We start from the raw sequence: 12,994 nt of genomic DNA, 5'->3' as shown, positions 1-12,994 counted from the left end.
ACGGGACCGGCGAGGAGGAGGAGGGCGCGGTGAGCGAAAAGAATGGAGCTTGCTCGGCTTCGACGCCGCCGCAAGCGCCGGTGAAACGGTCGGTACTGGTCGGTCGTCGTCGGTCACCACCGGATGACGGCGCCCCCCACGCTCGGCGTTTGCGCACGCCCCGGAACGCCAACGACCCGTCATCGCTGCGACGCGAAACGCGTCTCCCGTCACGGCAACGGATCGCAACCACGACCCGCCCACCGCGCCTCGCGGGACGGAGGGCACGGCGGGGCGCGATCGTCTCGTGCGTTGGCGGACTACGGGAGCTTGGACGCGAGCACGTCGGCCGCCAGGATCTCGGGTGCTGCGCCGAGGAGGTGCTGGTTGGCCATCAGGGCTGCGACGATGGCGCCGTTGGCGTGGGCGTCGCGAGCGGCCTCGTCGGGGAATGCATCGAAGATCCAGAAGGTGTCGGCGTCGGTCCTCGCCGCGAACCAGACAATCGTTCCTACTTCTTCGTTGGCGAGTGCGACAGCGCCGGCGAGCAGATCGGCGAGCGCCTCGTGCTGTCCATCGGCCGCGACGATCTTGGCGACGAAGGCATACGGAAGTGATGCGGGTGTGGGCATGAGGGGTTCTCCTTGAAGTCGGGGTTCTTCGTGGGACGAGTTCAGCGTATGACGAGCGAGGGCCGGTGGGGAGTGGCGTATACGACAGTATTGCTATTGTTCGCGCCATGCGTATCGGACTGATCGCGATCGACGGCTGCTTCGGTTCGGCGGTCGCGTCGGTCATCGACATCGTGCGGGTGGCCGACGGAGCCCGCGGCGATGTCGACCCGCGGCTCGACCCGATCGAACTCGCCATCCTCGGACCGAAGCGGCGAGTCACCACGACGGCATCGATGACCCTGTCGGTGGACCACCCGCTGTCGGAGTCCGGAGAGTTCGACGTGGTCGTCGTTCCTGCGCTTGGAACGCTCACGGCCGTCGCGACCCACGACGCCCTCCAGAGCCGAGATGCTCGTTCGGTCATCGCCTCGCTCGGGCGCCTCGACGAGGCGACCACCCGGATCGCCGCGGCGTGCACCGGCGTGTTCGCTGTCGCCGAGACCGGACGGATGCATCATCGGCGGGCGACGACCAGCTGGTTCCTGGGGCCGGAGTTCCTGAAGCGCTATCCGACCGTCGCCCTCGATCTCGACACCATGGTCGTGGTCGACGGGAACCTCGTCACCGCTGGCGCCGCGTTCGCCCACATCGACCTCGCGCTCTCACTCGTGCGATCGATCAGCCCCGACCTGGCCCAACATGTCGCCAAGCTCCTCATCATCGACGAGCGTCCGTCGCAGGCGGCCTTCGTCGCCTACGAACATCTCCGGCACGAGGACCCGATCGTCGTCGAGTTCGAACGCTTCGTGCGCGCCCGCCTGGACGAACCGTTCAACGTCGCCTTCGTCGCGCAGTCCCTCGGCACCAGCCGGCGCACCCTCGAACGACGAGTCCGTGCGGCGCTCAACCTCACTCCGCTCGGCTTCGTCCAACGGCTTCGCATCGAACGAGCTCGGCACCTCTCAGCAACCACGGACCTCACCTCCGCCGAGATCGCGCTACGGGTCGGCTACGCGAACGCCGAGACTCTGCGCTCCCTCCTGCGCAGGGAGCGACGCCGTTCCTGACCTATCGCCATGCCTGGAGCCGGTGTCCTAGCGCTCGGTTGGAACCCACCTCTCAGCACGTCGCGTCGACGCCCCTGGACGACCCACTCGACACGCCCGCAGCACAGGCCAGGTGACGTGCCCGGCTTCCCGGACGGTCGGGGTTGGGCCTACACCCTCATCTGGGAAGAGCCGGGAAACGGCGGTGGTCGCTGCCCGCGGCCTGTCGCGAGGTGGCGGTCGGTGAGGAGGACCGATCCGGCGCGGCGGCGGACGGGTTCGCCGTGGCGGGTGGTGAACCGGTAGGTGCGCCCGGGTGTCACGTGGGGGCGGTCGTGGTCGCGGCGCGATGGCCGGGGTAGCTGAACGGGCTGCGGGTGCAGGCGGCGCAGGAACTCCTGCAGGCGCTGCTCGAGGCGGGACTCCGGGCTCGCTGCGCTCGGTGCCGCCTCGGGGGCGGCCGGCTCGGGAGTGGGGACGGTGATGACGAGCGTGCCGGCGTGGACCAGCCGGTGGCACGGCCCGCACAGGCCGATGAGGTTGTCGAGGTCCGTCGCCCCGCCGGCCGACCACCAGGTGAGGTGGTGGATCTCCTCCACCGGCAGCGCACACGCCGGCGTGGCGCACCGGTGGGCCTGATGGGCCTCGACCGCTGTGCGCTGCCGCAACGTCGCGACCCGCCGGGTGCGCCCGACGTTGAGCACCCCGGAGTCGGATGCGACACCGGCGGTGGTCACGACCGTGACCTGCCCCAGACACGCCAGGTAGCCCACGAGCGCGGGGCCGATCGGACCGAATCCCTCCAGGCGGGCGACCGGCGCGAACAGGTCGCCCGGGCCCCCGTCCGGTGCGGGCTGGCTCGGTGCGGGCTGGCTCGGTGCGGGCTGGCTCGGTGCGGGCTGGCTCGGTGCGGGCTGGCTCGGTGCGGGCTGGCCCTGCGACTTCCCGTGCTGGGCTGCGGCTGCGGCGGCACCGAACACGTCCGCGGGCACGGTGACCGTCAGATGCGGCCGGACGCCTTTGTCGGCGGGCAGGACACCGGCGTCGAGGATCCCGGTCAACAGCGCCGACAGTCCGGCACAGCGACGCTCGGAAGCGCTGCGCTGGTCGTCGGCAGCGCGGGGTGTGGCGAGCGAGTCGAGGACGGCTTTGAGCTGGGCGCCGGTGGTGGCGCCGAGGAACCCGGTGACGTTGAACCCCTCCCCGCAGCGCACGAGCTTGAGGTCTTCTTTGTCCATGCCCTCGAGCCAGGCCTGGTCGAGCTCGTCGGGATGCAGCCGGGCGCGCATCTCCCGCACCACGCTCATCAACGCACCCGGCTCGTGCGTGATCGCGTAATCGACCAGCGTCTCCTCAGCAGCGAGCATCTCCTCGACACCGATGTGCTTGAGGCCGAACGCGAACACGTTCAGATGCTCGCTGCGCAACCGACCCGCAGCCGCCGCAGCCCCGACCTTGGTGAGGACCCCGGTGACCCGGCTGGTGCGCCGCAACCGCGCGGTCTCAGTGGCGTCGAGGCGCAGCTCGCGCCGCGCCCACGTCGTCACCGTCGAAGCGCCCTCATCCTCGAAGCCCTGGGTCTCCACCAGCTCCGCGATCCCCGCGACCCGCAGCACGTCGAGCACGTCCCGCCCGGTCTGCACCGCCCGCAACATGTCGGTGGTCGGGGCTAGCGTGTCGAGCAGGTCAGCGACCTCCCGCAACACCCCCGCCACGACCCCACGATCCACCACAGCGCGGTCGACCACGACAGGGCCGACCACGCCGGCGGTGTCGGGGATGGAGGAGGGGTCCATGACCCGACGATACTCGAACATATGTTCGAGGGCAACCCTTTCGCCTCATCTGTCCCCCGGGTGAACCGTAGGTGACAGATGAGTGCCGGACGTCACGTCCGCGGTGGTGTGTCGTTGAGGCGGGTGTGACCCTGCCACGTGCCGCCTCCGGCTCCCCCGTCCCACCCGTCTGCGCCGCCTCACCGGTCTCCTCCGCTCCCGTCCCCGAGTCGGACGCCGGCCTCCCACGGCGCTCCGTGCTGCGCGGCGCGGCCGCGGCGGGGGCGGTCGGCACCGTCGCGGTCGCGACCGGACCGGGCTCCAGCGCCGCGGCCGCGTCGGCGTACTTCCGTCACGGCGTCGCCTCCGGCGACCCGCGTCCGCGGCGGGTGATTCTCTGGACGCGCGTGACCCCGACCCCTGCCGCGACGCCGGGGTCGGGCAAGGGTCCGCGCGCCGAGGTCCGCTGGCAGGTCGCCACCGACCGCCGGTTCCGCACGGTCGTGGCCCAAGGCACCGTGCGCACCGGCCCGGCGCGCGACCACACCGTCAAGCTCGACGCGCGCGGGCTGCGCCCGGACACGGCGTACTTCTACCGCTTCTCCTACCGCGGACGCTTCAGCCCGGTGGGGCGGACCCGCACGGCTCCGGCCCACGGCGCGCTGCCGAAGCGCGTGCGGTTCGGGGTGGTGTCGTGCGCGAACCTCGAGGCCGGCTACTTCCACGCCTACCGCCACCTGGCGAAGCGCGGAGACCTCGACGCGATCCTGCACCTGGGCGACTACCTCTACGAGTACGGCGTCGGGGAGTACGCCATGGGCCAGCGCAACGTCGTCGTCCGGCCCCACAGCCCGCGCCACGAGATGGTGCGCCTGCGCGACTACCGGCAGCGGCACGCGCAGTACAAGCAGGACCCCGACCTGCAGGCGCTGCACGCCCGGCATCCGTTCATCGTGACCTGGGACGACCACGAGGTGACCAACGACACCTGGGCCAACGGCGCCGAGAACCACAACCCGGGCGAGGGCGGGTTCACGAAGCGCCGGCTCGCGGCCTATCGGGCCTACGACGAGTGGATGCCGGTGCGCATGGGGCCCAAGACCAAGGTCGGCGACGGGTATCGCCTCTACCGACGGTTGCGCTACGGCCGCCTCCTCGACATCGCGATGCTCGACCTGCGCACCTACCGCTCGAAGCAGTCGACGCTGGTGCCGACACCGATCCCCAACCCCGATCCCTCCCACAGCGACAAGAGCCGCACGATCACCGGAGCGGCCCAGATGCGCTGGCTCAAGCGCGTCCTGCGCCGCAGTCGCGCGCAGTGGAAGGTCGTCGGCAACCCGGTGATGATCGCGCCGATCCTCTTCCCCCCGCTGCCCCACGAGATCACCGGGCCGGTGACCGACCTGATCGGACTGCTGCCGGCTGACGGGCTGCCCTACAACGCCGACCAGTGGGACGGCTACACCGCGGACCGCAGGGAGCTGCTGCAGCACCTGGCCGACCACGGGATCACCGACACCGTCTTCGTCACCGGCGACATCCACTCCGCCTGGGTCAGCGACCTGCCCGTCGACGCCGGCACCTACCCGCTGCGCAGCCGCAGCGTGGCCACCGAGCTGGTCTGCACGAGCGTCACCAGCAACAACCTCAAGGACATCATCGGCGCTCCGCCGCGCTCGGCCAGCCTGGTCGTGGAGGCGGCGATCCAGACGCTCAACCGGCACGTGCGCTACCTCGACTTCGACTCCCACGGGTACGGCGTCCTCGACGTCACGCCAGAGCGGACGCAGATGGACTACTTCGTCACCGGCGCCCGCAACGACCGCAAGGCGGGCAGCCGGTGGAACGTCAGCTGGCAGACGCTGGCCGGCACCCACCGCGTGCGGGCCGCCTCGGCTCCCGTGCCGACCCGACGGGGGGACCGCTGATGTGCACGCCCACCCAGCCGACCGACGAGCGCACGCAGCGCGTGCTGCCCGACCTCGACCGGCGCCACGTCCTGCGACTCGGCGCCGCGGGCGGTGCCGGCATCGTCCTGTCGTCCGCGCTCGGCAGCCCTGCGCTGGCCGCCGAGGGCCCCAAGCGCGCCTACGTGTTCGTGCTGGACGGGATGATCCCCGGGGAGATCGACTCCGGTCTGCTGCCCCAGATCAAGGCGCTGCGCGACGGCGGCACGGTGTTCCCGAACGCCCGGTCGCTGCCGATCATGGAGACCATCCCCAACCACGTCATGATGATGACGGGGGTCCGGCCCGACCGGAACGGCGTACCCGCCAACGCGATCTACGACCGCAAGGCGAAGCTGCACCGTGACCTCGACCGGCCCAAGGACCTGCGGTTCCCCACCGTCATCGAGCGGTTGCGCAAGCAGGGGTTCAGCACCGGCACCGTGCTGAGCAAGGAGTACCTCTACGGGATCTTCGGGGCGCGCGCCAACCACCGCTGGGAGCCGTTCCCGATCATCCCGATCAGCGGCCACGCTCCGGACGTGTTCACCATGCAGGCACTGCACGCGATGGTGCGCGCCCACGACCCCAACCTGGTCTTCATCAACCTCGGCGACTGCGACCGGTGGGGCCACACCGACATCACCGGGACGACACTCCGGGCGCTGCGCACGGCCGCGCTCATCCAGCTCGACCTCCAGGTCGGCCAGTTCGTCGCGATGCTCAAGCGCACCGGGCGTTGGCGCAACTCGCTGGTGGTCTTCCTCGCCGACCACTCGATGGACTGGTCGCGACCCGACCGGGTGATCACCCTGGCGCCCCGGCTAGCGGGCGACCCGCTGCTGGCCGGGCGGGTCGAGGTCAGCCAGAACGGCGGGGCGGACCTGCTCTACTGGCTCGGCCCGCGCAAGCGCCGCGACGAGGCCGTGCGCCGGATGCGCCGCATCGCCCTGGCCACACCCGGGGTGCTGTCGGCACACGACCCGGCGCGGCTGCGGCTCGGTCCGCGCGCCGGCGACCTCGTCGTCTACTGCCGCGCCGGCTGGCGGTTCAGCGACCCGGGTCCGCTGTCGAACCCGATCCCGGGCAACCACGGCCACCCCGCCACCGCGCCGATCCCGTTCTTCCTCTCCGGCGGACACCCGGCGGTGCGCCGACGCACCTCGTCCGCGCGGGCGCAGACGGTCGATGTCGCGCCCACGGTCGGGGAGTTCTTCGGGCTCCGGCCGCCGCGGGGCGGGTACGACGGGACCAGCCGGCTCGGCTGACGTACGACCGTAGGGGGCGACAACCGGCGGCATCAGGGGTGATGATGTGGCCCATGCGTCACCCTGTCCGGCCGCGCGCGGTCCGCTCGCGCACGGCTGCCGTCGCCGCCCTCCTGCTGGGTTGCGGCGCGCTCACGGTGCTGGGCCCGTCGCCCTCCGCGGCCGGTGACGCAGCGGCCTCGGACCGGGTGGCCGAGATCGCCGAGGTCCACGACCGATCCGCCGCGGAGGTCGAGCAGCTCCTCGACGACCCCGCGGTCCGCGTCGGCGAGGGCGGCCGGCTCTACTACGCCGACCCGGCACGCCCGGTCGCTCCGAGCGCCCGCGAGACACCGCGAGCACGGGCGCTGCGGACAGCTCCGCTCACGCTCGACGACGACACGTTCCGCCTCCACAGCCGACCTGGCGCGGCGCGGGTCATCTTCCTCGACTTCGACGGCCACGACGTGCGGCGTACGGCGTGGAACTCCGAGGGCTGGCCGAGCGGGTTCTGGCCCGGGTTCTCCCTCGACCGCGACCGGGACGAGTTCAGCGCCCAGGAGCGGGCGGTCGTGCGCGAGGTCTGGCAGCGGGTCGCCGAGGACTACGCGCCCTTCGACGTCGACGTCACCACCGAGGACCCCGGAGAAGCCGCCCTGACGCGCAGCAGCCGTCGCGACCAGCACTTCGGCATGCGGGTCGTCGTCACCGACACCACCGCTAGCCCGGTGCTACGGCGGGCGGCGCGCACGGTGTGCGGCGGCTGCGCCGGCCTGGCCTGGATGGACGTGTTCGACGAGCCCGACAACGCGAGATATCAACCCGCGCTCATCTTCGCCGACCAGCTGCGCCAGGACCCCTGGCAGATCGCCGAGACCATCAGCCACGAGGTCGGGCACACCTTCGGCCTGGTCCACGACGGTGACCACCGCGGGTCCTACCACCTCGGCACGCCGCCGTGGAGCCCCATCATGGGGGCCGGCGCCGCCGGGCTGAGCCAGTGGAGCCGTGGCGAGTACGCCGGAGCCCGCAACGTGGACGCCAAGCGCCGCCGGATCCCACTGCAGGACGACCTCGCGGTGATCGCCGCGATGACCGGATGGGTCCGCGACGACCACGGCGACTCCTCGCAAAGCGCGACCGCCCTGGGTGGTGGCGCGACCCAGACGGTGAGCGGGACGATCGGGCGAACGGGCGACGTGGACGTCTTCGCGCTCACCCGCACCTGCGACGCGCCGGCGACGATCCGTGCCACCCCCGCGGCGGTCGGGGCGAACCTCGACGTCTGGCTGCGCGTGCGCGACGCGCGGGGACGCGTGCTGGCCGACGCGAACCCCACCGCTACGGGCGAGCGCTGGAGCCCGGTCGTGCACGGGCTCGACGCCGCGGTCGAGCTGGCGTCGGTGCGCGGCACGTCGTACGTCGAGGTCCGCGGCGGCAGCCAGGGTTCGCCGGCGACCGGGTGGAGCAGCTACGGCAGCCTCGGCGCCTACACCCTCACCGTCACGACCTGCGCCGAGACGGCCCGCCCCGGTCCGCCGCCGCCGGTGACGCAGCCCGACCCCGGGCCGCCGCCCAAGCTCGACCCGCAGTCCCCGCCCCCGCCGGCCGCTCGGGCACCACTCGCTCCCGCCGCCGTGAAGGTCATGCGCGGTCGCCGCGGCGGCAAGCGCAGCATCGTCGTGCGGTGGACGGCCGCGCGACCTCGGGGCAGCGACGTCACGGCGTACGTCCTGCGGGCCCGCAAGCACCAGGGCGGACGGATCGTCGCCCGCAAGCAGGGGCGCGTGCAGCCCGGCAAGCGCCGCGTCGAGTGGCGCGTCGGGGCCGGGGTCTGGAGCGTCCGCGTGGTCGCGCGCAGCCGGGCGGGGGCCAGTGCGACGCCCTGGACCGCCCGGGTCCGCGCCCGCTGACGTCATACGTCGCCGGAGCAATAGGTCGTCGGACGGATGACGCTGCCGGGCGACGTCATACGTCTGCGGCGCTATAGGTCTCCGGACGTACGACGTTGCAGGGGCGGGCGTCAGGCGGGGGTCGTGGGCTGCCCGGAGAGGCGGCGCAGCGCGGCCTTGACCACCGCGGCGTCGGAGGTGGGCCACAGCAGGGGCAGCGAGGAGCGCAGGAATCCGCCGTAGCGCGCGGTGGCGAGCCGGGAGTCGAGTACGGCGACGACCCCACGGTCGTCCATGCTGCGGATCAGCCGGCCGGCTCCCTGGGCGAGCAGGAGTGCGGCGTGGGTCGCGGCGACGGACATGAAGCCGTTGCGCCCCGCCTTGTCGGCGGCGCGCTGGCGGGCCGACATGAGCGGGTCGTCGGGGCGCGGGAACGGGATCCGGTCGATGATCACGAGCTGACAGGTCTCGCCGGGGACGTCGATGCCCTGCCAGAGGCTCAGCGTGCCGAAGAGGTTGGCGTGCGGGTCCTCGGCGAAGATCCGGGAGAGCTCCGGCAGCTGCGCCTCCCCCTGGACCATCGTGGTGAGGTGCGGCAGGTGCTCGCGCACGGCCTCGCCGGCCGCCTCGGCAGCCCGGCGGGAGGAGAACAATCCGAGGGTGCGCCCGTCGGCGGCGTCGACCAGGTCGACGATCTCCGCCAGGTGGGCGGCTGCGAGACCGTCGCGTCCGGGGGCCGGCAGGTGGCGGGCGACATACAAGATGCCTTGCTTGGCGTAGTCGAACGGCGAGCCGACGTCGAGGCCGGTCCACGGCAGCTCGTCGTCCTCGGGCTTGAGGCCGAGCGAGGTCGCGACAGCGCCGAAGTCACCGCCGAGCTTGAGCGTGGCGGAGGTGAACACGGCCGTCTTCTCACTCAGCAGTCGGTCGCGCAGCGTGCCCCACACCTGCAGCGGGGCGACGCACAGCTGGGGACCGCCGCGTCCCTGCTCGCGGACGTTGATCCAGAGCACGTCGTGCTCGCTGTTGGCGACCATCCGCTCGGCGTGGGCGAAGATCTCCTGAGCCCAGCCGCGGGCCTGCGTGAGACCGGCGTCGACCTCGCCGTCCGAGCCGCGCTGCTTGGCACTGTCCCCCAGCGCGGAGATCAGCGCGCGCGCGGCGTCGCGCACCTCGGCGAGGACGTCCTTGAGCTCCTCGTCGAGCTCGTCGATGCGCCCCGGCTGCCGGTTGGCGAGTACGTCGCGCAGCGCCTCGCCGGCGTCGGCCAGGGCGTCAGCGGGATTGGTCACCGCACCGTCACCGACGTGGCGGGCCGCCCGCCGCGACGCGCGCTCCACCTCGGGCGCCGATAGCTCGTCCGTGGCGGCCTGGGTCACCCGCGCGACCAGCTCGTGGGCCTCGTCGATGACGACCGCGTCGTAGTCGGGCAGCATCGGCACGCCCTCGATCGCGTCGATGGCCAGCAGCGAGTGGTTGGTGATCACCAGCTGGGCGCGGTGCGCACGCTCCTTGGCCTGCTCGGCGAAGCACTCCTGGCCGAAGGGGCACCTGCTGGCGCCGAGGCACTCCCGATGGGACACCGACACCTGCCGCCAGGCGCGCTCGGTGTGCCGCGGGGCGTGGTCGCGCTCTCCGGTGCCGCCCTCGGATGCCTGCTCCTCGACCCACTCGCGCAGCTCGAGCACCTCGGCGCCCGCGTTGCTGACCTCCTCGATGTCGACCAGCGCGCCCTGGTCGCTCGGGACGCCCTCGCGGATGCGGTGCAGGCAGGCGTAGTTGCCGCGGCCCTTGAGCACGGCGTACGACGACGGGCTGAAGCGATCGCCGAGCGCGCCGATCAGCGCCGGGAGGTCGCGCTCGACCAGCTGGTGCTGCAGCGCGAGGGTCGCGGTGGCGACCACGACCCGCTTGCCGTGCAGCAGCGACGGGACGAGGTAACCCAACGACTTGCCCGTGCCGGTGCCGGCCTGGACGAGCAGGTGCTCACCCTCGCCGAGCGCGTGGGCGACGGCCTCGGCCATCGCCACCTGACCCGCCCGCTCCTGGCCACCCAGACCCTCGACGGCGGTGGCCAGGAGCTCGCGGACCTCAGACGACGGCACCGGTGTCGCTCGGGTCGCGCTCCGTGCGCTTGACCTTCTCGGTGCGGGCCATCGGCCACTTCTTGCTGAACTGGATCGCCAGCGGGGCGGCCGTGAAGATCGAGGAGTACAGACCCACCGTCAGACCGATGAGCAGCGCGATGGAGAAGTCCTGCAACGAGTCGCCACCGAGTACGGCGAGCGCCGCCAGGATGAACATCGCGCCCAGACCGGTGTTGATCGTGCGCGGCGCGGTGTCGAGGCACGCCGTGTTGCACACGTCGGCGAACTTCGTGCCGTGGCTGGCGCGCCACTGCTCGCGGATGCGGTCGAAGACGACGATGGTGTCGTTGACCGACAGACCGATGACGCTGAGGATCGCTGCCAGGAAGACGCCGTCGATCGGCTTGCCCAGCCAGGCGAAGATGCCGACCACGATGATCACGTCGTGGACCATGCCGATCATCGCCGAGGTGGCGAACGTCCACTTGAACCGGACCGCGAGATAGAGCATCTGCGCGGCGATCGCGATGAGGAACGCGATCAGCGCCTTGGTGCGCAGCTCGTTGCCGAGGCTTGCCCCGATGGACTGGTCGTCGACGATCTCGGCCTCGCCACCACCGATGTCGGCGATGGCGTCACGGATGCGGTTCTCCTCCTCGTTGGAGATCCGCTCGGTCCGGATGAGGATGTCGGCCTCGCCGGCGGACTGGACGACTGCGTTGGGGTAGCCGAGCTCGGCCACAGCCTCGCGCGCCTCGTCGACGTCGACGGTCTCGGCGGTGGAATACTCCACCTGGCGACCGCCGGTGAACTCGATGCCGTAGTTGAGCCCCTGGAAGGCGATGCCGGCGAGGGAGAACACCATGAGCGCGCCGGAGATACCGAGCCACAGCTTGCTCTTGCCCATGAGGTCGGGGTTCCTGCGCCGGAGGTACTTGCGGAAGCGGCTGATGTCGCCGATGCCGGTGATCTGCGGGCGCTTCTCGAGCCACTTCGAGCGCAGCACGATCTCGGTGAGCACCCGGGCCACGACCAGCGCGGAGAACATCGAGGCGATGACACCGATCGACAGCGTGACACCGAAGCCGCGCACCGGACCCGCCGCGAGGAAGAACAGCAGCGCGGCCGCGAGCAGCGTGGTGATGTTGGAGTCGAGGATGGCCGACCAGGCCTTGTTGTAGCCGATCGCCATCGACCGTCCGAGCCCGCGCTCGGGCCGCTCGGCGTACTCCTCACGCGCGCGCTCGAAGACCAGCACGTTGGCGTCGATCGCCATGCCGATCGCCAGCACGAAGCCGGCCAGACCCGGCAGGGTCAGGGTCGCTCCGAGCATCAGCAGCAGGGCGAAGGAGATGACGGCATAGGTCCCGAGCGCGATGGTCGCGAGCAGACCGGAGAGCCGGTAGACGATCGCGATGAACAGACCCGTGAGGATCAGACCGATGACACCCGCCTCGATCGAGGCGTCGATGGCCGCCTCGCCGAGCGTCGGGCCGACCTGGCGCTGGTCGATGACGTCGACCGGCACGGGCAGCGAGCCGCCCTCGATGAGCACGGCCAGGTTCTTGGCCGACTCGAGGTCGAAGTTGCCGGTGATGGTGGTGCTGCCGCCGGGGATGCCGACGTTGCAGTTGACCGACTCGGCGACCTGAGGCGAGGAGATGATCTCGTCGTCGAGCTTGATCGCGACCCGGCGTTGCGGGTCGCCGACCGGGTTGCAGGCCGCGTCGGCGGTCAGGTCACGCCACTTCGACCCGCCCTGACCCTGGAAGTCGATGTTGACGAACCACCCGGTGCCCTGCGAGGGGTCGTTGGCCTCGTTGGCACCCGAGACCTCGTTGCCGCTGATCACGGTCGGGCCGATCTCGATCGGCAGACCGTCCTCGTCGAGGACCACCTGGTTGGCCTCGTCGCTGGACTCGGGCGGCTCACCGTCTTCTCCCGACTGCGCCACCCCGACAACCCTGTGCATAGTCAGCTGGGCCGTCTTACCTACTACTTGACGAGCTTCCTCGGGGTCGTCGTAGCCGGGCAGCTCGACGATGATCCGGTTCTCCCCCGAGCGCGCCAGCGTCGGCTCGGCGACACCGAGGGCATCAACGCGGTTCCGGAGGACAGCCAAGGTCCGCTCTGTCGCCTCGGCGTCGGCGACGGTGCCGTCCGGGGAGTCCTTGGTCTCGAGCGTGATCGAGACGCCGCCCTCGAGGTCCAGGCCCAGGCGGGGCTCCTGGGTCAGCGTGAGGGCCACCGAGCCGCCGAGCACGAGCACGACGAGCACGAGGCGCAGCCAGATGGCTCGAGTCATGATCCTCATCTTCCCTTGGGCCGCGGACGCAGCCGTCGAACATCCCCAGCGCGTCGCGGCGGAGGGCCAAACCCGCAGAACTGTACGCGGGCCTCACAGG

Annotated in this window: 8 protein-coding genes; 4 read left to right on the top strand and 4 right to left on the bottom strand. The window is 71.5% G+C overall.

Features of this window, described 5'->3' with window-relative positions; all coding sequences use genetic code 11:
• Nucleotides 1–299: 299 nt before the first annotated feature.
• Complete coding sequence (locus tag J2S59_RS12650) at nt 300–611, bottom strand: putative quinol monooxygenase (protein ID WP_068124118.1); 312 nt, start codon at nt 609–611, stop codon at nt 300–302.
• 107 nt (nt 612–718) lie between these two features.
• On the opposite strand from J2S59_RS12650, the gene J2S59_RS12645 reads away from it, so the two are divergent.
• Complete coding sequence (locus J2S59_RS12645) at nt 719–1,660, top strand: GlxA family transcriptional regulator (RefSeq protein ID WP_068124121.1); 942 nt, start codon at nt 719–721, stop codon at nt 1,658–1,660.
• A gap of 149 nt (nt 1,661–1,809) precedes the next feature.
• Here the strand turns inward: J2S59_RS12645 and J2S59_RS12640 are convergent, their stop codons facing one another.
• A complete protein-coding gene (locus tag J2S59_RS12640) occupies nt 1,810–3,435 on the bottom strand; it encodes a DUF222 domain-containing protein (RefSeq protein ID WP_306825183.1) in 1,626 nt (541 codons plus the stop codon).
• A 125-nt stretch (nt 3,436–3,560) separates the two neighbouring features.
• On the opposite strand from J2S59_RS12640, the gene J2S59_RS12635 reads away from it, so the two are divergent.
• The 3 genes from J2S59_RS12635 to J2S59_RS12625 are packed head-to-tail and all read left to right on the top strand — an operon-like array spanning nt 3,561 to nt 8,523.
• Nucleotides 3,561–5,345 carry an alkaline phosphatase D family protein gene (locus J2S59_RS12635; protein WP_246360274.1) on the top strand — a complete coding sequence of 595 codons (1,785 nt, stop codon included), beginning with the start codon at nt 3,561–3,563 and terminating at the stop codon, nt 5,343–5,345.
• Nucleotides 5,345–6,631: an alkaline phosphatase family protein gene (locus J2S59_RS12630; protein ID WP_068120241.1), complete on the top strand. Its 1,287-nt coding sequence runs from the start codon at nt 5,345–5,347 to the stop codon at nt 6,629–6,631. The genes J2S59_RS12635 and J2S59_RS12630 overlap by 1 nt, the downstream gene beginning before the upstream one ends.
• A 53-nt stretch (nt 6,632–6,684) precedes the next feature.
• The gene (locus J2S59_RS12625; protein WP_068120235.1) at nt 6,685–8,523 is read left to right on the top strand and encodes a zinc-dependent metalloprotease family protein; all 1,839 of its coding nucleotides are present in this window, start codon (nt 6,685–6,687) and stop codon (nt 8,521–8,523) included.
• Between the two features lie 110 nt (nt 8,524–8,633).
• Here the strand turns inward: J2S59_RS12625 and J2S59_RS12620 are convergent, their stop codons facing one another.
• Together J2S59_RS12620 and secD are read right to left on the bottom strand one after the other, a co-directional pair.
• On the bottom strand, nt 8,634–10,607 hold the full coding sequence (locus J2S59_RS12620) for an ATP-dependent DNA helicase (RefSeq protein WP_068120237.1): 1,974 nt from the start codon (nt 10,605–10,607) through the stop codon (nt 8,634–8,636).
• Nucleotides 10,594–12,894: a protein translocase subunit SecD gene (gene secD / locus J2S59_RS12615; RefSeq protein WP_306825182.1), complete on the bottom strand. Its 2,301-nt coding sequence runs from the start codon at nt 12,892–12,894 to the stop codon at nt 10,594–10,596. Before secD ends, J2S59_RS12620 begins: the two co-directional genes overlap by 14 nt.
• Nucleotides 12,895–12,994: the final 100 nt, after the last annotated feature.

The sequence above is a fragment of the Nocardioides massiliensis genome (assembly GCF_030811215.1).
GTDB classification, from domain to species: Bacteria; Actinomycetota; Actinomycetes; order Propionibacteriales; family Nocardioidaceae; genus Nocardioides_A; species Nocardioides_A massiliensis.
Note: the sequence above shows the minus strand (reverse complement) of the source record. Positions and strands in the feature narration are given on the sequence as shown.